The following is a 19,961-nucleotide window of genomic DNA, read 5'->3' as shown; positions in this document are numbered from 1 at the left end:
GGCTCGGGTCCGTCGGGCGGGTCTGGGGCTCGGGTCCGTCGGGCGGGTCTGGGGCTCGGGTCCGGCGTTCGGGTCTCCGGCCCGGGATTCGGTGTCCGATATCTCGAACGTTGGTCGAAGTTCGGGAGGCGCCGACCGCGACCGGATGGGGCGGGCGGGTACCGCTGTGCGCAATCGTTTTCTCGACGAGCAGTACAGGGCAGCCGGGCAGGACGGTCAAGGGTCGCGGCAAAGCTTTTTTCACCGTGCGCACGCCCTGGAACTTCCGCTCCGCCGCTGCCACGATGAAAGGCATCTCCGTCTTCAGGAAAAGGTTTGCCCGTGACTTCTGCTCCAGGCTCTCCCCCCACCGGCCGGGCCCGGCTCGCCGACGTCGCGGCCCTCGCCGGCGTCAGCGTCGGCACCGCTTCCAAGGCGCTCAACGGCGGCGGCCGGATGCGCCCCGAGACCCGGCAGCGGGTCCTGGACGCGGTGGCCGAGCTGGGGTTCCGGCCCAACCAGCACGCGCAGAGCCTGCACAGCGGCCGCAGCTGGACCGTCGGCCTGATGACCACCGACGGCATCGGCCGCTTCAGCACCCCGGTGCTGCTGGGCGCGGAGGACGCGCTCGGCGCCGGGAAGATCTCCGTGCTGCTGTGCGACACCCGCGGCGACGCCATCCGCGAGCAGCACCACCTGCGCAACCTCACCGACCGCCGGGTCGACGGCATCATCGTCACCGGCCGCCGCACCGACCCCCGGCCCCCGCTGGTCGGCATCGACCCGCGCATCCCGGTCGTCTACGCGCTTTCGCCGTCCACCGACCCGACCGACACCTCCGTCGTCACCGACGACCGGGGCGGCGCCCGCCTCGCCATGGAGCATCTGCTCGCCACCGGGCGCACCACCGTCGCGCACGTCACCGGACCCGAACACCACCAGGCCGCCCGCGAACGGGCGCGGCACGCCCGCGAGCACCTCGCCGCCGCCGGCCTCGAACCGGCCACCGGGCGCGTCCACTTCGGCGAGTGGAGCGAGGCGTGGGGCCGCCGCGCCGCCGACGCCGTACTGCGCACCGCGCCGCTCACCGACGCGTTCTTCTGCGGCAACGACCAGATCGCCCGCGGCGTCGCGGACACCCTGCGGGAACGCGGCATCGGCGTGCCCGGGGACGTCGCGGTCGTCGGCTACGACAACTGGGACACCATGGCGCTCGCCTGCCGCCCGCCGCTGACCACCATCGACATGAACCTCACCGAGATCGGCCGCATCGCCGCGCTGCGCCTGCTGGAGGCGATCGACACGGAGCCGGCGCCGGGGGTGTACACGGTGCCGTGCCGGCTGGTGGTGCGGGAGTCGAGCTGAGGGGGGCTGGTGCGGAGAGGCGGCTGTCGAGTCCGGCTCACCAGGGTTCCTCGGCCTGAGGGAGCTCGGCGCGCGGGGGCTGCCGTCAGGTGTGGTTCACCAGGGTTCCTCGGCCTGAGGGAGCTCGGCGCGCGGGGGCTGCCGTCAGGTGTGGTTCACCAGGGTTCCTCGGCCTGAGGGAGCTCGGCGCGCAGGAGCTGCCGTCAGGTGTGGCTCACCGGGTTTCCGTCTGCAGCAGCGTCCGCACGACGACCTCGTGGCCTTCGTGCAGAGTCGCCGCGACCTCCTCCGGGGGCAGGGCGGGCGCGTGCCACTCTCCCGCCGCGTCGTCCGCCGCCGTGGCGAGGGCGGTCAGGGCGTGCCCGAGGCGGTCGCGCACGGCGATCAGGTCGGCGCCCCGGGCCCCGCGGTCGAGGGCCGCGCGGGCGTCCGCGATCGCCGCCAGCGCGCGCTCCCGGGTCCGTACGACGTGATGGGCGTTGCGCCGGTCCGTGACCAGGAACGCGGCCGCGACGCCGACGACCGCGCCGACGACCGTGTCGACGGCGCGCGTCCCGATCAGCGTGCCGGTGCTCTGCGGTTCCGCGAGGTTGGTCATGAGCAGCGCCATCGGGGCGATGAACAGGTTGCCCGCCGCGTAGTTGCGGCTGACGAACGTCTCGATGCCGATCGTCATGAGCAGGACGAGCACGATCAGCCAGACGTCGCTGACACGGGCGAGCGGCGCGACGGCCGCGTACAGCAGCACGCCGCCGAGGGTGCCCGCCGTGCGCAGCAGCGCCCGCTGCCACACGACGACGGTGTTGCCCCGGTACAGGGCGCAGGCGGTGACGATGGCCCAGTAGGGGCGGCCCAGACCGAGCCCGTACGCGGCGTATCCGGCGACCAGGCAGCCGATCAGGCAGAGCAGCGCGGATCCCCACAGCGGGGACGTGGGGCGGAGCCGGCCGAGCACCGGATGCCGGGGCCGCTGCGCCCGGCGCACCTCCAGCTCCCTGCGCAGCTCCTCGAGCAGCTCCCCGCTCAGCTCCTCGGGGCCGGTCCGCGCCGGGGCCGGGCGGCCGCTGAAGGCGTTCTCGGCAGCGAGCAGGCGCCGGATCAGGGCCGGGGGAGGCCGGCCCGCGGCCACCAGCGCGTCCCAGGCCGTGGTCAGCGCGGGCAACGCCCGGTGGGGTACGTGCGCGGCGGCGGCCCGTTCGGCCTCGGCGACCGCCGCCGCCTCCGGGCCGTGCGGCTTCCACAGCGCCGGGACCAGGCACACCAGCGCCGCGAACGCCGCGGCGCCGAGAAAGAGCAGGACGTCGCGCGGCAGCTCGGACAGCGGGCCGCCCTGGGGACCGAAGAGGATCCCGAGGGTGATGAAGGAGAGCACCGCCTGCGCGGGCGGCCCGGTGCGGACCGCGTCGCACATCACCTTCTGCGCCGTCACCACCAGCGCGCCCAGCGCGACCAGTACGGCCGTGGGGAGCGCGGCCGACGCCACCGCCACCGAGCCCGCCACCGCCACCGTCTGACCGGCGGTCAGCCCCAGGTGGAGCCGGGCGCGGGCGCCGTAGGGCCGGTCGTGCCCGAACAGCGCCTGCTTCGAGCCGGCCACCGTGTACAGGCCGAGGGCCAGCCGGTCGACGGCGAGGAGCAGGAACAGCGGCACGCCGACCGCGATCACCACCGACCACGCGAACTCGTACCGCATCGGGGAGCCCTTGCCCCACACGAAGGCGTCGGCCGGCCGAAGCCGTGGCCACAGGGCTCGGCGCCCGGTGCCGGTGCCGGTGCCGGTCTCTGTGCCGGTGTCCTTGGCCATCGTGCGACCGCCGCCCGGATCCGCCGGCCGCTACGTCGCCACCGTGGTGGTGACCCGTACGACGCTGGGGGTGCGCGGGGTGGAGGCGAACCCGAACCGTACCGGCGGCTCGACCGGAGCGAGCCCGCCGAGCGGGGCGCCCTCGCAGACGGCCGAGGCCGCGGTGATGCGGCGGACGTCGTGGGCGCCGTACCACTCGCGCCGGCCGCCGCGCGTGCTGCCGCGGGTGCGGATGCCGAGCAGCAGCCGGGCGGGCAGGTCCGTCACGAGGGTCCAGGCCGGGCGGGCGGACAGCCGGCGGGGCACGGCACGCAGCAGCAGGCCCAGCGCGGTGCGGCGGCCGGTGGTGAACGACAGGTCCAGCGACGGCGCCCGGACGGTCCAGGTGCCCGCCGCGACGGTCACCCCGACCGGTTCGACGCGTACGTCGTCGAACGTGTAGGTGTCGGCGACGAACGTGGCGGCCTGCCGACTTGGCGCCAGCAACAGTCGGTGTCCGTCGGGTCGTTCGACCATGACGTCGCTGAACGGCCCGAACGGTGTCCGGGTCCAGTGACCGAGTACCAGCCGGGTGCCGGACGAGGTGCCGAGTCCGGCGATCCAGCCGGTGAAGCGGAGGCGGGGGCGCGCGCTCATCCTCGGCCTCCTCCTCGTCGTCGTTCGTGCCGTCCGGGGTCCGTCGTCATGGCGGTGCGCCGTCATCTCGGTGTGTCGTCATGGCGGTCCGTTGTCGTGGTGGTCCGCCGTCACAGTGGTCCGTTGTCGTGGTGGTCCGCTGTCACGGTGGTCCGTAACATCGCGGTCCGCCGTCACTGCGGTCTGTCGTCCAAGGCGATCACGGGGCCGGCCGGGGTGCCACCCGGCGCTGGGCCGTCCGGCCGTGCCCCGGTCCGGGCGGGGGGCCCGCGTGCCCGTGGTCGCCTTCCGGTGAACCGCCCATCATCCGGAGCATCGCCGGGCCGCCGGTGCGCAGGAAGCGGACGACCAGCGCCGCCGCCAGCAGCAGGAACGCGATGTTGAGCCAGGTCGTGTAGTTCCAGGAGACGCCCGCGTCGGGAACCGTCGCGTCGGCCTGGTCGGGCACCAGGCCGAGGCCGCCGAAGAGCAGCTCCACCGCGTACCCCGCCACCGCGATCGCGGCGAAGAACGTGACCAGCAGGAACCGCGCCATAAGGGCGCCGTAGTACTTCCGGTAGATGTTGAGGATCGGCAGGATCAGCAGGTCCGCGTAGATGAAGGCGATCACCCCGCCGAAGCTGATGCCGCCCTTCCAGAGGACCACCGCCATCGGCACGTTGCCGATCGAGCAGACGAACGTCGCGATCGCCACCAGCGGTCCCACGAGCGGCCCCACCACCTTCGCGGCGGTGGGGTGGTCGACGAGGAAGAACGTGTGCCAGAAGTCGTCCGGCACCCAGGCCGCGATCGCGCCCGCGATGAGCAGGCCCGCCACCAGGTCACGCAGGATCGCCGCCCACTCCATGACGAAGATGTGCGACACGGACGTGTACCCGTCGCGCGAGAACAGGCGCCGCGCGAAGCCTCCTTCGCCGCCGACCGACATGTCCATCGCCGCGTGGCCCTCCATCGACCCGGCGAGACCGCGCTCGGCCTGCGCCCGCGCCTCCCGCAGCAGCCGAGCCCGCAGGAAGAGGCGGAACAGCAGCGCCAGTACGACGATCATGATCGGCCCGCCGATGAACTCGGCCGCGGTGAACTGCCAGCCCATCAACAGCGCGAGGATCACGCCGAGTTCGATCACCAGGTTGGTGGAGGCGATCTCGAAGGCCATCGCCGCCGTGAAGTCGGCGCCCTTGCGGAACAGCGAGCGGGCCAGCGCGACGGCGGCGTAGGAGCAGGACGAGGAGGCCGCGCCGAGGCCCGCCGACAGCGTGAGCGTCTTCGGCCGGTGGTCGCCGAGCAGGCGTACGACCGTCGACCGGCGGACCACGGCCTGCACCACCGCGGAGAGCGTGAAGCCGAGGATGAGCGCCCAGGTGATCTCCCATGTCATCGATCCGGTGAGGGAGAGGGCGTGCCTGATCGCGTCCATCGTCGCGTGCCTTTCGCCGTGGGTCCGTCACCGACCAGGGGCCGTGAGTCGCGAGTGTACCCCTGGGGGGTATCAGGCGCGGCGGAGGACCGGTTCACGAGGACGACGGTGAGGCGGCCTCGTCGTACTCCCGCAGGACGCCCTCGCGCAGGGCGTCCCGCAGGCGGCGCAGTTCGTCCGCCGGGCGTCCGAGGCCGTTGAGCTGGAGCCGGGCCGCCTCGATCCGGGAGCTGCGCTGCACGGCGAAGGCCAGGTCCAGGGACTGGCGCACCATCCACTGGTCGTAGGCGAGCAGCCGTTCCGCGCGCGTCCGGATCTCCCTCAGGTCGCCCTCGGTGAGGGGCAGTTCGCGCAGCCGGGTGCGCAGCCGGTGCACGGTCGAGCTGACCCGGCCGCAGTCCTGTGCGGCGGAAGCGGGCAGCGGGCCAGGGTCGCCGCACGCGGCCACCGCGGCGTCGGTGGACCGCTGCGCGCCGACAGCCTCGTCGAGGACGCCGAGCAGCGCCAGCACCTGTGCCGGGCGGGACATGCGCGGGGGAGCGGCGGGCCGGGGGCCGCGCAGCCGCCGTACCAGCAGCAGGAGAAGACGGCGGTACCAGGCGCCGGTGGCGGAGGGGGCGGGGGTTCCGGCTGTGTGCATAGGGCTCCTCCCGGTCCTTTCAGTGTGCGCCCGGAGCCCCCGAACCAGGGTCGGCAGGCGCGGCATCCCTCCGGCCGCCGCGCGAACCAGGACCGGCCGGCGCGACATCCCTCCGACCGCCGCCCGGCGCCGGGCGGGTGTACGGCGCTGGGCGGGTGTCCGGGGCTTGGCCGCCGCCCGGCGCCGGGCGGGTGTCCGGCACGGCCGGGACGCGGGCCGGCTCCGCAGGCCACAGCCGTGCCGCGCGCCGGCCCGCCGCCGCGGCCACCGCGCCGAGCACCACCACCGCCGACTCCAGCCCGCCGGCCGCACCGAGCCAGCCGGCCAGCGGATACGTCAGCAGCCAGCAGCCGTGCGACAGCGAGAACTGCGCCGCGAACGCCGATGCGCGCAGCTCGGGCGGCGCCGCGTCGCGGATCAGGCGCCCGGTCGGTGTGAGCACCATCGAGCAGCCGGCCCCGAACGCGGCCCACGTCAGCAGCAGTGCGGGCCAGCGCCAGTCGCCGTCGCGGGCCGCCGTGAGCGCGGCCAGTCCGGCGAAGACGACGGACAGGACCAGTGCGCCGCGCAGCATCACCGTCCGGTCCGGCACCCGCTCCAGAACGCGCGGCAGCAGCAGCGCCACGGCCATGGACCCGCCGCCGTAGGCGCCGAGCGCGAGCGGCACGTCGCCCGCGCTCCGGCCCAGCGCGTCGCGGACGTAGACCACGGAGTTGACCGTGACCACCGCGCCGGCCGCGGCCACCGCGAGATCGAGCGCGAGCAGGGCGCGCAGCCGGGGGGTGGAGAGGAAGAGGCGGACGCCGGACGCGGCCTCCGCGTGGGTGCCGCGGCCCGTTGCTGTACGTGGCGACCGACGTGAGTCGGCCCGGACCGCGTCGTCCGCCCCCGCGACCCGTTTCGGCAGTACCGCCGAGACCACCAGCGCCGCCGAGCCGAGGAACCCCGCGACCGTGCCGAGGAAGAGCCAGTTGTAGGCGATCAGTGAGAGCAGGGCGGCGGCGAGCGCCGGGCTGAACAGGCTCTCCAGGTCGTAGGCGAGACGCGACAGGGACAGCGCCCGCGTGTAGTCGCGCTCGGCGGGCAGCACGTCGGGTACGACCGACTGGAAGACCGGCGTGAACACGGCCGACGCCGACTGGAGCAGGAAGATCAGGACGTAGACCTGCCACACCTGGTCCACGAACGGCAGGGTGAGCGCTGCCGCGGCCCGGACGAGGTCCGCGCTCACCAGGAGCGCCCGGCGCGGCAGCCGGCGGGCGAGTGCGCCGGCTGCCGGGGCGATCGTCACGTACGCCGCCATCTTCACGGCCAGCGCGGTGCCGAGCACCGAACCGGCGTCCGCGCCCGCGAGGTCGTAGGCGAGCAGTCCGAGCGCGACCGTGGCGAGACCGGTGCCGACCAGGGCCACCACCTGGGCGACGAGCAGACGGCGGTAGACGGGGTTGCGCAGCACGGAGATCATGCGGGTCCCTCGGCCGGACGGGGAGCGGTGCCAGGGTCTGTCCTCACTGTATCGACAGGTGCGCAGATGCGCACCTGTCGGGTACGGAATCGGTCCCGGCGCCCGCTCCGCGGCCGACTCCTGGCGCTCTGTGCCGACTCGGGGCGCTCTACGCTGTGTCCATGTCTGCTCGCGAGCCCCTGTCAGCTGCACCCGGTGCGCATCTGCGGCCGCCGGACGGTGTCCGGCTCGCGGAGGCGGCGGAGGTGTTCGCGCTGCTCTCGGACGCGACCCGGCTCCATCTGCTGTGGCTGCTCGCGCAGGCCGAGTCGGACGTCGGCTCGCTCGCCGAGCGGTGCGGCGCGTCCCGTACGGCGGTCAGCCAGCACCTGGCCAAGCTGCGGCTGGCGGGGCTGGTCGAGACGCGGCGCGCGGGCCGGCACGTGTACTACAGCCTCCGCGACGGGCATCTGCGCCGACTGGTGATGGAGGCGCTCAGCCACGCCGACCACCGGGTGAGCGGCCAGGCGCCGCACGACTGAGGTCCGGTGCGGCGGGGCCGCAGTCGGGTGTCGCGTGGCTGGGGCGGGTGCCGCGGGGCCGGGTGCCGCGGGTTCGGGGCCGGGTGCCGCACGACTGACAGGGGGGCATTCGCGCGCGGCGGCGTGTGCGCGCTGACCTGACTCCGGGTGTCGCTTATGTTCGGCCAGACACTGACATCCGGAGTGAAAATGTCAAAAGCGGATGAAATGGCCGAGGGTGCGGCCGGGGCGACACCGGTACCGACGGCGACGGCGACGGCGGCAGTGACGGCCACGGCGACGACGGCGGTGACCGGCACGGCGACGACGGCGGTGACGGCGACGGCGATCGCGACACCGGCACCGGGCCCCGCCGTCCGGCGCCGACGCCGCGTGCGCCCTCCGTGGGCCGCCCTCGTCCTGGCCGCGGCCGTCTCCGCTCTCGTTCTCTTGGCGGGCACCGCGTGGCCGGACCGGCCGGCCGTCCAGGCGTGGCGCACGGTCTGTCTGGCCATCACCGTGCAGGCGCTGCCCTTCCTGCTGCTGGGCACCCTGCTGTCCGGGGCGATCAACGCCTTCGTCCCGGCCGACCTGTTCACCCGGGTGCTGCCCCGGCGGCCCGCGCTCGCGGTCCCGGTCGCGGGGATGGCCGGCGCGGTGCTGCCGGGCTGCGAGTGCGCCTCCGTGCCCGTCGCGAACAGCCTCATCCGGCGGGGTGTCACCCCGGCCGCGGCGTTCGCGTTCCTGCTCTCCGCGCCCGCGATCAACCCGGTCGTGCTCACCGCGACGGCGGTCGCGTTCCCCGGCAACCCCGCGATGGTCGCGGCCCGGTTGCTCGCGTCGCTCGCGACGGCCGCGGTCATGGGATGGCTGTGGCTCTGGCTCGGCAAGGAGGAATGGCTGCGGCCCGTCGTGCGGCACACCGGGCACCGGCACGGCGGCAACCGGTGGCGGGAGTTCCGCGAGGGTTTCCAGCACGACTTCCTGCACGCGGGCGGGTTCCTCGTGCTGGGCGCGATGGCGGCGGCGACGTTCAACGTGGCCGTTCCCCGTTCGGTCCTCGACACCTTCTCCGGTTCACCCTGGCTGTCGGTGCTGTTCCTCGCCGGGCTGGCCGTGCTGCTGGCGGTCTGCTCGGAGGCGGACGCGTTCGTCGCCGCGTCCCTGACCGGGTTCTCGCCGACGGCCCGGCTGGCGTTCATGGTCGTGGGGCCGATGGTCGATCTGAAACTGATCGCCCTTCAGGCCGGCACGTTCGGCCGCGCCTTCGCCGTCCGCTTCTCCACGGCGACGACGGTCGTCGCGGTCGCCGCCAGCGTTCTGATCGGAGGCACGCTGCTGTGAAGCGCCCCGTCCAGGTGGTCCTGCTGCTCCTCATCGGAGCCGGACTGCTGCACTCCGCGCTGTTCACCGATCTGTACCTGCGCTACGTCAAGGAGGGGCTGCGCCCGCTGCTGATCGCCTCCGGGGTGCTGTTGACGCTGCTGGGGGCGGTGTCGGGGGTGCTGGGGTGGCGGGAACGGAAGCGGGAGCGGGCCGGGGGCGGTGCGGCCGACTGCTCCGCGGACGGTCACGCCTGCACCCGTGACCACGAGCACCAGCACCAGCACCAGCACGCCCATGACCACGGCGACGAGCACCAGCGCGAGCACACCCATGACCACGACCACGGCGACGAGCACCAGCGCGAGCACACCCATGACCACGGTCACGACCACGGCCACGACCACGCCGCCGCCCCCCGAGTCGCCTGGCTGCTGTTCCTGCCCGCGCTGAGCCTGCTGGTCTACGCCCCGTCCGCCCTCGGCGCGTACACGGCGGCCCGGGCCGGCGGGAAACCCGTCGCCCGGCACCAGCAGTTCGCGCCCCTGCCCGCGACCTCTCCGCTGCCGATGACCCTCACCGACTTCACCACCCGGGTCCAACAGGACCACGCCCACGCCATCGAGGGCCGCGCGGTGCGGCTCACCGGCTTCGTCACCCCGGCCGCGCGGGGCGGCGGCTGGTATCTGACCCGGATCATCTTCACGTGCTGCGCGGCGGACGCGCAGACCGTCAAGATCCGCATGTACGGCGGCGGGGCGCCGGCCGCCGACACCTGGCTCGCGGTCACCGGCACCTGGCACCCCCGGGGTGCCCTCGGCACGAGGTCCGCGGAGGCGGCCCTCGACGTGCGCGGCACCCGGCCCATGGCCCAGCCGGTCAACGCGTTCACGGACGACCTGCCGCTGACCCCGTCCTGACGGTCCCCTCTCTCTTTCACACGGCTCCCTGGCACCTTGCGCTCCCGCGCGCCCCCCCTTCACCACCCCGCGCTCCCGCGCCCCCTTGGGTGGTCTCTGGAAATTCTGTACAGTGATTGGACAGATGGTCCAGAGGCGGATGACCCAGAACAGAGGAGTGGGAAGGGGGTGGGGCGCGTGGGAGCTACCGACACCGCGCTGCGCCATGAGCGTGACGCCGTTCTCGGCGCGCTGGCCCGGATCGTCGGCGGGCTCGCGGCCACGTTCGGGCCCGTCTGCGAAGTGGTCCTGCACGACTACCGCGACCCCGAGCACTCCGTCGTCGCCGTCGGCGGAGACGTCACCGGGCGGGCCGTCGGCGCCACGATGAGCGAGATCGGCCTCCGGATGGCCGCCCTGGGCGACGCGGCACGGGACGAGGTCGGCTACCGCACCCGCACCCCGTCCGGGAAGCTGCTCAAGTCCTCGACGCTGCCCCTGCGGGACTCGACCGGCGCGGTCTTCGGCGCCCTGTGTGTGAACGTGGACGTGACCGCCGTCGACCAGGCCCACGCCCTGCTCGGCGCGCTCGCCGGGCTGGGCGCCGCCCCCGCGGAGCCGCCGACCACCTTCTTCGGCGACGACCTCGACTCGGTGATCGACGCGATCGTCGACGCCGACCAGCTGCACCGGCATGCGGACTGGTCCGGACTCGACCGCGACCAGCGCCTGGACCTCTTCCGCGGCCTCGACCGCAGGGGCGTGTTCGCGGTCCGTCGCTCGGTCGAGCAGGTGGCCCGCCGGCTCGGCATCTCCCGCGCCTCCGCCTACAGCTACCTGGCCCAGGCGAGAGCCGCCCGGCCGCCCACCCCGGACAACGTCCAGGACCCCAGCCCGGACAACATCCCTGACCTCGCCCAGGGCAACGTCCCGGAGCCCGCCCCGAACCTCGTACCGAACCCCGAGGGAGATCACGCGTGACCATCCACCCGCCGGTGACCCTGGACGACATCCGCGAGGCCGCCGATCAGATCAAGGGCGTCGCCCACCGCACCCCCGTGCTGCGCTCGCGCACCCTCGACGCACTCGTGGGCGCAGAGGTCCACCTCAAGAGCGAGAACCTCCAGCGGGTCGGCGCCTTCAAGTTCCGCGGCGCCTACAACGCGGCCTCCCGGCTCGGCCCCGAGCAGCTCGCCCGCGGCGTAGCGGCCTACTCCTCCGGCAACCACGCCCAGGCCGTCGCCCTCGCCGCCCGGGAGCTCGGCACCACCGCGGTGATCGTGATGCCGGAGGACGCCCCCCGGTCGAAGCGCGAGGCGACCGCCGCCTACGGCGCCGAGATCGTCACCTACGACCGCTACACCGGCGACCGCGTCGCCATCGCCGAGGCCCTGGCAGCCGAGCGGGGCCTGACCCTCATCCCGCCGTACGAGCACCCGCACGTGATGGCGGGGCAGGGCACCGCCGCCCTCGAACTGCTGGAGGAGACGGGCGAACTGGACGTCCTGCTGGTGCCCGTCGGCGGCGGTGGGCTGATCGCGGGCTGCGCCACGGCCGCGAAGGGGCTGCACCCCGGCCTGCGGGTGATGGGTGTAGAGCCGGAGGCGGGCGACGACACCAAGCGGTCCCTGGCGGCGGGCCACCGGGTCGCCGTACCGGTGCCGCGGACCATAGCCGACGGCCAAGCCGTGCACACGCCCGGAGAGTTGACGTTCTCGGTGACCCGGCGGCTGGTCGACGAGATCGTGCTGGTCGGCGACGACGAGATCCGCGACGCGATGCGCTTCGCCTTCGAGCGGCTGAAGACCGTGCTGGAGCCGAGCGGTGCCAGCGGGCTCGCGGCCCTCCTCGCCGGGCGCGCGGGGCGGCTGCCGAAGCGGGTCGGGGTGATCCTCTCCGGCGGCAACGTCGACGCGGCACGCTTCGCGGAACTGCTGGGCCCCGCCCACTGATCGTCCGCGTACGGCACCAGGTTGGCACCGCCCGTTTGACAGGCGGACCATGGAGTGGACGGAAGGGAGGCCCGTCATGCTGGAAGTGAAGACGGTCGACAAAGCCGACGAGCGGCGCGACTTTCCGCGTGGTCACCTCGAGGCCGTCCACCTCACCGGGCTGGACTTCGCCGTGGGCACCTTCGAACCGGGCTGGCGCTGGTCGGAGTCCGTGGGCCCGATCGCGGGCACCAAGACCTGCCAGATCCACCACAACGGCTACATGGTCCAGGGCCGTATGCACGTGGTCATGGACGACGGCGGCGAGGGCGAGGTCGGGCCCGGCGACGTCTTCGTCCTGCCCCCGGGACACGACGCCTGGGTGGTGGGGGACGAGCAGGCCATCGTGTACGACTTCGCGGGCACCATGGCCAACGAGTACGCCAAGGCGGACGACACCTGAGAACCGCCCCGTCGTCCGACGGACACCTCGGCGGCGTGGTGCAGGCGACGGGCACGGCCGCCGCGGGCGGGCCGACTGGTGCGGGTGCCCTGGCCGCCGGTACGGCCGCCAGGGTCGCGCCGAGGGGTGCGGGCGGCCGTCCGGCGGTCACACCGGCAGCAGGCGGGCCACCAGGGCGCTGAGCTGGTGGGCGGTGCGGCACTCGTGCATCTCGACCAGGCCGGCGTACGCGGGTGCCGCCGAGTCCCCTGTGCCCCACTGGGCGCGCGGCTCGGGGTTGAGCCAGTACACGCGGCGCGCCCGCGCGGCGATCCGGCGTACGGCGGGCAGGTTCGGGTCGGCCATGTTCGTGCGGGCGTCGCCGAGGACGAACACCGTGGCGCGCGGGCCCACCGAGTCGGCGTGGCGCTCCGCGAACTCGCCCAGCGCCACGCCGTAGTCGCTGCTGCCGTGCCAGGCGGTGAGCGTCGCCTCGGAGCGGATCCGCGCGCCCAGCCCCTCCGGGTCGGCCGTGCCGTGCACCAGGAGCGGGGTGATCTCGTCGAGCCGGTTGACGAAGGCGAACACCCGTACCTTGGAGAACTGGTCGTGCAGGGCCTGCACCAGCAGCATGGTGAAGTCCGAGAAGCCCGCCACCGACCCCGACACGTCGCACAGCAGCACCAGTTCGGGCCGGGCGGGGCGGCGTCGGCGCAGCACCGGCTTCATCGGGACGCCGCCGGTCGACAGTGAGCCGCGCAGGGTGCGGCGCAGGTCGATGCTGCCGCGGGCGGCCCGACGGCGGCGCGCCGCGAGCCGGGTGGCCAGCTTGCGGGCCAGCGGCTGCACGGTCCGGCGCAGCTCGGCGAGACGGTCGCGGCCCGCGTAGAGGAAGTCGACCCGGTCGGCGCTCGGGGCGACGGCCCGCCGGGCGATCTCCTCGGCGCCCCGCCGCTCTGCGACCCGGCGCCGTGCCTCGGCGGCCACGAGCGTCCGGAACGCCTCGATGCGCCGCCGGATCTCGTCGTCGAGCAGCCGGTCGGCGAACCCGGTGGCCCCGTCCCGCTCCCGCACGCTCGTGCGCACGCGGGCGAGCAGCGTCTGCGGGCGCAGTCGGTCGAGCGTCTGGTACGACGACCAGCCGTCGCCGCCCGGACCGCCGCCGTCGCCGCCCTGCGCGCCGGTGCCGTAGCGGCCCAGCGCGTCGACCGCCTCCGCGGCCAGCATCGCCAGCAGTGCGCGGTCCCCGGCGGCGAGCGCCTCGGCGAGCCGGTCGCGCAGGTCGTCGCGGTCGCTCGACGCGTCCTCGGGGCCGCCGACCCGGCGCGGGAAGTACAGATCGAAGACCTGGTCGAACACCCTGCGCCGGCCCAGGTCGTGCAGCAGCGTGGCGGCGAGGCCCTCGCGCAGCAGCTCCCGGTCCGCGAGGCCGAGCGCCTCCACGGCGCGGGCGGCGTCCACGGTCTCGCCCGTGCCGATCCGCAGGCCGTGCGCGCGCAGCGCCGCGACCAGGGAGGTCAGCCGCTCGGCGACTCCCGCCGTGTCCGCCGCGCCCGCCGTGTCCGCCAAGTCCGCCGAATCGGCCAAGTCCGCCGTGTCCGCCGCGCCCGCCGTGTCCGCGGTGCTCGGGGTGGCCGGCGTGGGCGGGGTGGTCACAGGGCGTCCAGGTCGAGCTTGGCGGCCGCCTTCAGGATGTCGTCCTGATGCTTGAGGATCACGCCCAGGCTGTCGCGTACGACCTGCTCGTCGAGGGTGTCGGCGCCGAGCGCCAGCAGGGTGCGCGCCCAGTCGACGGTCTCGGCGACCGACGGCACCTTGCGCAGGTCCATCGCGCGCAGCGCGCCGATCACCCGCACCACCGACGCCGTCAGCGCCTCGGACAGCCCCGGAACCTTCAGGCGCACGATGCGGCGCTCCAGCTCCTCGTCGGGGAAGCCGATGTGCAGGAACAGGCAGCGGCGGCGCAGGGCCTCGGACAGCTCGCGTCCGGCGTTGGAGGTGAGCACGACGAACGGGCGGCGGGTCGCGGTGATGGTGCCGAGTTCGGGCACGGTCACCTGGAAGTCGCTCAGCACCTCCAGGAGCAGCCCCTCCATCTCGACGTCGGCCTTGTCGGTCTCGTCGATCAGCAGGACGGTGGGTTCGTCGCCGCGGATGGCCGTGAGCAGGGGGCGGGTGAGCAGGAACTCCTCGCTGAAGATGTCCGTGCGCGCCTCGTCCCAGCTCTCGTCGCGGCCCGCGCTGATGCGCAGCAGCTGCTTGGCGTGGTTCCACTCGTACAGGGCGCGCGACTCGTCGACGCCCTCGTAGCACTGGAGCCGTACGAGGCGGGCGTCCGCGACGGCGGCGACGGCCTTGGCCAGTTCGGTCTTGCCCACCCCGGCGGGGCCCTCCACCAGGAGCGGCTTGCCGAGCCGGTCGGCCAGGAAGACGGTGGTGGCGACGGCGGGCGAGGCGAGATACCCGGTCTCGGCGAGGCGGGCGGAGACATCGTCGACGGACGTGAACAACGGGGCCTCCGTGCGGTTCGGCGATCGGGCGCGCTCCTATCTAAGCGCTTGTTCACCTTGCTGTACACGCCGAAAACCGATCAGTTTCCGTTCGCGGTCCGGCGCGGTACCCTCACCTCTATGGCCACCACGGACAAGGCACCCACCCGGGACCGGCTGCTCGACGCGGCGGCCGACCTGTTCTACCGCGACGGCGTCTCCATCGGCGTCGAGGCGCTCTGCCGCGCGGCCGGCGTCTCCAAGCGGTCCATGTACCAGCTCTTCGACAGCAAGGACGAGGTCCTCGCCGAGAGCCTGCGCCGCGGCCTGCCGCGGTACGAGGCGCTGCTCACCCCTGCCCCCGAGGACGCCCCCACCTCCCGCGCGGTGATCCTGTACACCTTCGAGCAGATCCAGAAGACGGCCACGGACCCCGGTTACCACGGCTGCCCCTACCTCGCGGTGCTCGTCGAGCTCAAGGACCCCGAACATCCGGCGAGCGTGGTCGCGAGCGGCGCGAAGCAGCGCCTGGAGGCGTCCTTCCGCGCAGCCGCCGAACGCGGCGGCGCCCGCGACCCGCACCTCCTCGCCCGCCAGCTGATGCTGGTCTTCGACGGCGCGAGCGCCCGCGCCGGCTCGGGCGTCGAACACCTCGACGACGGCCTCGCGGTGGCGACGGCGACGGCCCTGCTGGACGCGGCGGGCGTCGTCGACTAGGGCCTGACCGGCCCTGGTCGGCTGTCCGGTCCTAGGGCCGCTCGCCGCGTGCGCGTTCGGCGCGCCGCAGCGCGCGCCGTTCCTTCCCCGGGAGCGTGCCCGCCAACTCGCCCACCCGGCAGAGGTCGTGGCCGTGGCTGTCCTGGTCGCCCCGGCACCACCACACCGTCGGCCCGTCCGCTTGCGTCGTGGTCTCGTACCAGTCCTCGGTGCTCCCGGCCGGGCGCGGGTGGGTGCCGAGCTTGTGCTCCGGGCAGATCGGCCACGTCTGCCAGAGCAGCTCCATGAGGGTCGACTGCGCGGCGTCCGCGACCACGCTCAGGGCCGTCTCCTCGTCGTCCGGCTCCTCCGGGTCGCCCTCCTCCGGGTCGTACGCGTTGACCTGATTGCCGTGCCAACGGCCGTCGGGCAGCGCCACATGGACCTGCTCCCCGTCGAACCCGCCCTGCGGCGTGGGCTCGTGGGACGGGACGGCCATCAGGATCAGCGGCTCCTGGCCCGGCAGGGTCGCCGTCACATCGCGGTTGACCACCGCGAGCGCGGCCTCCAGCATCGGCCAGCGACCGGGCTCGGCGGGTCGCGGTTCGGGGAGACGGGGCCGGTCGTCACCCGGTCCGATCGGGCGGTACGAGAAGTGGTTCACCCGTGCATCCTCCCAGCCGCGGTCCGAGCCGCCGCGGCGGCCGTTGTCAGTGGCGCCCTCTACTGTGCGGCGCATGGGTGTCTATCTGGTGAGCGTCGACGCGCAGGAGTGGTTCGACGACAGCGAGGACGGGCGCGGGGAACTCGCCGCCGCGCTGAACGAACGGCTGCGCGAGCGCGGCCTGCCGGCGTACGAGTCCGTGCCGGCGGCGGCGGAGTTCCGGCACGGCTCGGGCACGCAGTTCGAGGAGAAGCTCATCCCGCCGATGGACGGGTTCAGCGCGCTGTGCGCCGCGCATCTGACGCCCGAGCAGCAGGACGAGTTCTGCGGCTGGTCGGTGCTGGTGCCGTTCTCCCTCGACGAGGAGATATGGCTGGAGGTCGGCGACGGCTACACCGACAACGCGATGGCGGCCGGCGCCCCGCAGGTCCTCGCCCTCGCGGAGCGCCTGGCGGCGGCGATCGAACTGCCCGCGGAGGTACCCGAGATGTGCGACAACCTCGACCTCACCTTCTGGTTCCGGGAAGGAGAGGCCGAGGCGCTCGCCGCGAAGCGCCCCGGTCCGTGGAGCGAGGACCTCGACGCGGCCTTCTACGTCGCACTGTACCTCCGCGCGGCCCAGCACTCCATTCGCCGCGGCTGCCCGATCGTCTGGTCCTGAACGGGAACCCGGCCCGGAACCCCTACGCGCTCACGAGCACGACCTCCAGCGTGCGCGGCCCGTGCACGCCCTCGACCCGGTCCAGTTCGATGTCGCTGGTCGCGGACGGGCCGGAGATCCACGTCGACGGGCGTACGGGGTCGAGCCGTTCGAGCGCCTCCGGCACCGAGGAGACGACCTGCTCGGGCACCCGTACCACGCACACGTGGTGGTCGGGCACGAGGGTGATCCGGCGGCGGCCCTGGTCGGGACCGCCGTCCAGGACGATCGTGCCGGTCTCGGCGATCGCCACCGCGCACGCGGTGACCACACTGTCCACCGCGTCCAGCCGCTCCGGCGAGTCGGTGGCCGTGTCCTCGACCCGCTCGGCCCCGGTCCCCGACAGCCAGTCCGGGTCGAGACCCGGCGGTACGACGACCGTCCGCGCGCCGCGCGCGGCCAGCAACCGGCCGATGAGGGAAGGCAGTTCGGCCTCCGAGCAGCGGTGCACCAAGGCGCGGTAGTCGGCCAGGTTCTCCGCCAGCAGTTCGACGGTCCCGGCGGCATCGAGGTCCCCGTGGCGGCGGAGGTAGCCGCGCTCGACCTCCTGCTCGTACGCGGGCCCGGCGGGGGGAGCGCCGTCGCCCGGTACGTCGGCCAGCGCGCGTCGCACCCGCCCCAGGATCCGTTCCCTGCTGCTGACTTCGGGGCCGCTCACTGGACGCCGTCCTTTCCGCCGTGGGTGCGCTGCCACCAGTCGCGGAACGGCTCCGCGGGCAGCGGGGGCAGATCCCGGCTGCCGGTCCACGCCTTGCCCGGGCCGGGCAGGTGCCGCGGATGGGCGCGGCGGGTCCGGGAGGCGAGCCGCTGCCCGGCGCGCAGCGCGCCCGGGTGGCTGAACGCCCAGCGCGCCGCCCGCATGGCCGCCCGCTCCGCCGCGTGTCCCTTCGCCGGCCGCAGCACCACCTTGTTGCCCTCGCGGACCGCCGGCCCGCCCTGCACGACCCGCTCGCGCAGGTGCACCAGCACCTCGGGGATGTCGATGGCGACCGGGCACACTTCGTAGCAGGCCCCGCACAACGACGAGGCGTACGGCAGCGAGGCGTCGATCTCGCTCGCGGTGCCGCGTAGTTGGGGGCTGAGGATGGCGCCGATCGGGCCCGGGTAGACCGAGCCGTAGGCGTGGCCGCCGGCCCGCTCGTACACCGGGCAGACGTTCAGGCAGGCCGAGCAGCGGATGCAGCGCAGCGCCTGACGGCCGACCTCGTCGGCGAGGGTGTCGGTGCGGCCGTTGTCGAGCAGCACCAGATGGAAGACGCGCGGCCCGTCCGCCGCCCGGGAGTCGGTGGTGCCGGTCCACATCGAGGTGTACGGGTTCATCCGCTCGGCCGTCGAGGAGCGCGGCAGGGTCTGCAGGAAGACCTCCAGGTCGCGCCAGGTCGGCACGATCTTCTCGATGCCGACGACGGAGATCAGCGTCTCGGGCAGGGTCAGGCACATCCGCCCGTTGCCCTCCGACTCCACCACGACCAGCGTGCCGGTCTCGGCGACCATGAAGTTGGCGCCGGAGACGCCGACCTTGGCGCGCAGGAACTTCTCCCGCAGGTGCAGCCGCGCCGCCTCGGCGAGTTCGGCGGGCGTGTCGGTGAGCCCCTCGGGCGCCGGGCGGCCCCACTCGCCCATCTCCTTCTCGAAGATGTCGCGGATCTCGCCGCGGTTGCGGTGGATGGCGGGCACGAGGATGTGCGAGGGGCGGTCCTTGCCCAACTGCACGATCAGCTCGGCGAGATCGGTCTCGTAGGCGCGGATGCCGGCCGCCTCGAGTGCCTCGTTGAGCCCGATCTCCTGTGTGGCCATCGACTTGACCTTGACGACCTCCGACTCGCCGGTCTCCTGGACCAGCCGGGTCACGATCGCGTTGGCCTCGTCGGCGTCCGCGGCCCAGTGCACGATGCCGCCCGCCGCGGTGACCGCCTCCTCCAACTGCACGAGGTAGTGGTCGAGATGGCGCAGCGTGTGGTCCTTGATCCGCTTGCCCGCCTCGCGCAGCTCCGCCCAGTCGGACACCTCGGCGACCGCCTTGGCGCGCTTGGCGCGGATGGTGTGCGTCGCATGCCGCAGATTGCCGCGCAGGGTGGGGTTGTCCACCGCCTCGCGCGCCGCCTCTGGGAAGGCGGGCATCCCCATGAACGTCCCGCTCATACGGCCGGTTCCTCCTCCGTGCTCGCCAGGATCTCCGCGATGTGCACGGGCCGCATGCCGACCTTCAGCCGCGACATCGTGCCGCCGATGTGCATCAGGCAGGAGTTGTCGGCCGCGCAGAGCACGTCGGCCCCGGTCGACTCGGCGTTGCGTACCTTGTCGGTGCCCATGGCGGCCGAGACGTCGGAGTTCTTCAGCGCGAACGTGCCGCCGAAGCCGCAGCACTCCTCCGCCCCCGGCAGCTCGACGAGTTCGAGCCCCTTCACCGCCCGGAGCAGCCGCCGCGGGCGGTCGCCGAGACCGAGGCCGCGCAGCCCGTGGCAGGTGGGGTGGTAGGTGACGGTGCGCGGGTAGTACGCCCCCACGTCCGTCACCCCCACCACGTCCACCAGGAACTCCGTCAGCTCGTACGTCTTGGTCACCACCGGCGCCAGCGTCCGGGCGAGCGAGTCGCCGCGGCCCTCGGCGCGGGCCCGTTCACCCATCCGCGGGTACAGCTCGCGCACCATCGCCCCGCAGGACCCCGACGGCGTGACGATCGCGTCGTACTCCCCGAAGACATCGGAGAACTGCCGGGCCAGCGGCTCCGCCTCGTGGCGGTAGCCGGTGTTGTAGTGCGCCTGCCCGCAGCAGGTCTGCGCCATCGGGAAGTCGACGTCGACGCCCAGCCTGTTCAGCAGCTTCACCACGGCGCGGCCGGTGTCCGGATAGAGCGTGTCGTTGACACAGGTCAGGAACAGTGCGACACGCATCGCGGCTCCTCGGGGTCGGTCATCGGATGGGGGCAGGGTAGTGGGCGGTCGTGCCACGGAGGACGGACGCGCGCACCGCGTGGGCTCGCGTCCGCCGGGGCGGGTGATGCACCGCGC

20 protein-coding genes are annotated in these 19,961 nt (G+C 73.8%); 9 read left to right on the top strand and 11 right to left on the bottom strand.

The window, feature by feature from the left end; all coding sequences use genetic code 11:
- The first annotated feature begins 321 nt into the window (after nucleotides 1-321).
- Nucleotides 322-1,344: a LacI family DNA-binding transcriptional regulator gene (locus WN71_RS05885; protein ID WP_046583467.1), complete on the top strand. Its 1,023-nt coding sequence runs from the start codon at nucleotides 322-324 to the stop codon at nucleotides 1,342-1,344.
- A 214-nt stretch (nucleotides 1,345-1,558) separates the two neighbouring features.
- Here WN71_RS05885 and WN71_RS05880 read toward each other — a convergent pair whose 3' ends face one another.
- From WN71_RS05880 to WN71_RS05860, 5 genes are all read right to left on the bottom strand, one after another.
- A complete protein-coding gene (locus tag WN71_RS05880; RefSeq protein ID WP_079177670.1) occupies nucleotides 1,559-3,148 on the bottom strand; it encodes an FUSC family protein in 1,590 nt (529 codons plus the stop codon).
- Between the two features lie 30 nt (nucleotides 3,149-3,178).
- Nucleotides 3,179-3,784 (bottom strand): hypothetical protein, encoded by a 606-nt coding sequence (locus tag WN71_RS05875; protein ID WP_046583461.1) that lies wholly within the window; start codon nucleotides 3,782-3,784, stop codon nucleotides 3,179-3,181.
- A gap of 199 nt (nucleotides 3,785-3,983) precedes the next feature.
- The gene (locus tag WN71_RS05870) at nucleotides 3,984-5,201 is read right to left on the bottom strand and encodes a permease (protein WP_046583459.1); all 1,218 of its coding nucleotides are present in this window, start codon (nucleotides 5,199-5,201) and stop codon (nucleotides 3,984-3,986) included.
- A 94-nt stretch (nucleotides 5,202-5,295) separates the two neighbouring features.
- Complete coding sequence (locus WN71_RS05865) at nucleotides 5,296-5,841, bottom strand: hypothetical protein (RefSeq protein ID WP_240529569.1); 546 nt, start codon at nucleotides 5,839-5,841, stop codon at nucleotides 5,296-5,298.
- A gap of 19 nt (nucleotides 5,842-5,860) precedes the next feature.
- Nucleotides 5,861-7,306 (bottom strand): MFS transporter, encoded by a 1,446-nt coding sequence (locus WN71_RS05860; RefSeq protein WP_079177669.1) that lies wholly within the window; start codon nucleotides 7,304-7,306, stop codon nucleotides 5,861-5,863.
- Nucleotides 7,307-7,467: 161 nt separating this feature from the next.
- On the opposite strand from WN71_RS05860, the gene WN71_RS05855 reads away from it, so the two are divergent.
- The 6 genes from WN71_RS05855 to WN71_RS05830 all read left to right on the top strand — a co-directional run bounded on the left by WN71_RS05855 (nucleotide 7,468) and on the right by WN71_RS05830 (nucleotide 12,422).
- Complete coding sequence (locus tag WN71_RS05855) at nucleotides 7,468-7,827, top strand: ArsR/SmtB family transcription factor (protein WP_046583456.1); 360 nt, start codon at nucleotides 7,468-7,470, stop codon at nucleotides 7,825-7,827.
- Between the two features lie 207 nt (nucleotides 7,828-8,034).
- Nucleotides 8,035-9,150 (top strand): permease, encoded by a 1,116-nt coding sequence (locus WN71_RS05850; protein WP_240529568.1) that lies wholly within the window; start codon nucleotides 8,035-8,037, stop codon nucleotides 9,148-9,150.
- Nucleotides 9,147-10,049 (top strand): TIGR03943 family putative permease subunit, encoded by a 903-nt coding sequence (locus tag WN71_RS05845; RefSeq protein WP_046583453.1) that lies wholly within the window; start codon nucleotides 9,147-9,149, stop codon nucleotides 10,047-10,049. Before WN71_RS05850 ends, WN71_RS05845 begins: the two co-directional genes overlap by 4 nt.
- Nucleotides 10,050-10,226: 177 nt before the next feature.
- Nucleotides 10,227-11,009, top strand: a complete 783-nt coding sequence (locus WN71_RS05840; protein ID WP_046583497.1) for a helix-turn-helix transcriptional regulator — start codon at nucleotides 10,227-10,229, stop codon at nucleotides 11,007-11,009.
- Nucleotides 11,006-11,980 carry a pyridoxal-phosphate dependent enzyme gene (locus WN71_RS05835; RefSeq protein WP_046583451.1) on the top strand — a complete coding sequence of 325 codons (975 nt, stop codon included), beginning with the start codon at nucleotides 11,006-11,008 and terminating at the stop codon, nucleotides 11,978-11,980. Before WN71_RS05840 ends, WN71_RS05835 begins: the two co-directional genes overlap by 4 nt.
- A 76-nt stretch (nucleotides 11,981-12,056) precedes the next feature.
- The gene (locus WN71_RS05830) at nucleotides 12,057-12,422 is read left to right on the top strand and encodes a cupin domain-containing protein (RefSeq protein WP_046583448.1); all 366 of its coding nucleotides are present in this window, start codon (nucleotides 12,057-12,059) and stop codon (nucleotides 12,420-12,422) included.
- A 147-nt stretch (nucleotides 12,423-12,569) separates the two neighbouring features.
- Here the strand turns inward: WN71_RS05830 and WN71_RS05825 are convergent, their stop codons facing one another.
- Together WN71_RS05825 and WN71_RS05820 are read right to left on the bottom strand one after the other, a co-directional pair.
- Complete coding sequence (locus tag WN71_RS05825; protein ID WP_046583495.1) at nucleotides 12,570-13,970, bottom strand: VWA domain-containing protein; 1,401 nt, start codon at nucleotides 13,968-13,970, stop codon at nucleotides 12,570-12,572.
- A gap of 83 nt (nucleotides 13,971-14,053) precedes the next feature.
- The gene (locus tag WN71_RS05820; RefSeq protein WP_046583446.1) at nucleotides 14,054-14,911 is read right to left on the bottom strand and encodes an AAA family ATPase; all 858 of its coding nucleotides are present in this window, start codon (nucleotides 14,909-14,911) and stop codon (nucleotides 14,054-14,056) included.
- A gap of 120 nt (nucleotides 14,912-15,031) precedes the next feature.
- Between WN71_RS05820 and WN71_RS05815 the strand changes: the two genes are divergently transcribed.
- Nucleotides 15,032-15,607 carry a TetR/AcrR family transcriptional regulator gene (locus tag WN71_RS05815; RefSeq protein WP_046583443.1) on the top strand — a complete coding sequence of 192 codons (576 nt, stop codon included), beginning with the start codon at nucleotides 15,032-15,034 and terminating at the stop codon, nucleotides 15,605-15,607.
- A 31-nt stretch (nucleotides 15,608-15,638) separates the two neighbouring features.
- On the opposite strand, the gene WN71_RS05810 is transcribed toward WN71_RS05815, so the two are convergent.
- Complete coding sequence (locus WN71_RS05810) at nucleotides 15,639-16,325, bottom strand: hypothetical protein (RefSeq protein WP_240529567.1); 687 nt, start codon at nucleotides 16,323-16,325, stop codon at nucleotides 15,639-15,641.
- Here WN71_RS05810 and WN71_RS05805 point away from each other — a divergent pair.
- Nucleotides 16,324-16,911: a hypothetical protein gene (locus WN71_RS05805; protein ID WP_046583440.1), complete on the top strand. Its 588-nt coding sequence runs from the start codon at nucleotides 16,324-16,326 to the stop codon at nucleotides 16,909-16,911. The two genes, WN71_RS05810 and WN71_RS05805, sit on opposite strands and share 2 nt — an antisense overlap.
- 22 nt (nucleotides 16,912-16,933) lie before the next feature.
- Here WN71_RS05805 and WN71_RS05800 read toward each other — a convergent pair whose 3' ends face one another.
- The 3 genes from WN71_RS05800 to WN71_RS05790 are packed head-to-tail and all read right to left on the bottom strand — an operon-like array spanning nucleotide 16,934 to nucleotide 19,844.
- Nucleotides 16,934-17,608 carry a LutC/YkgG family protein gene (locus WN71_RS05800; RefSeq protein WP_046583438.1) on the bottom strand — a complete coding sequence of 225 codons (675 nt, stop codon included), beginning with the start codon at nucleotides 17,606-17,608 and terminating at the stop codon, nucleotides 16,934-16,936.
- Entirely contained in the window at nucleotides 17,605-19,092 is a 1,488-nt protein-coding gene (locus WN71_RS05795) for a LutB/LldF family L-lactate oxidation iron-sulfur protein (RefSeq protein ID WP_046583436.1), read from the bottom strand. Before WN71_RS05795 ends, WN71_RS05800 begins: the two co-directional genes overlap by 4 nt.
- Entirely contained in the window at nucleotides 19,089-19,844 is a 756-nt protein-coding gene (locus tag WN71_RS05790; protein WP_046583434.1) for a (Fe-S)-binding protein, read from the bottom strand. Before WN71_RS05790 ends, WN71_RS05795 begins: the two co-directional genes overlap by 4 nt.
- Nucleotides 19,845-19,961: the final 117 nt, after the last annotated feature.

The organism is Streptomyces mangrovisoli (assembly GCF_000974985.2).
GTDB classification, from domain to species: Bacteria; Actinomycetota; Actinomycetes; order Streptomycetales; family Streptomycetaceae; genus Streptomyces; species Streptomyces mangrovisoli.
This window is presented reverse-complemented; position numbering and strand designations above follow the sequence as displayed.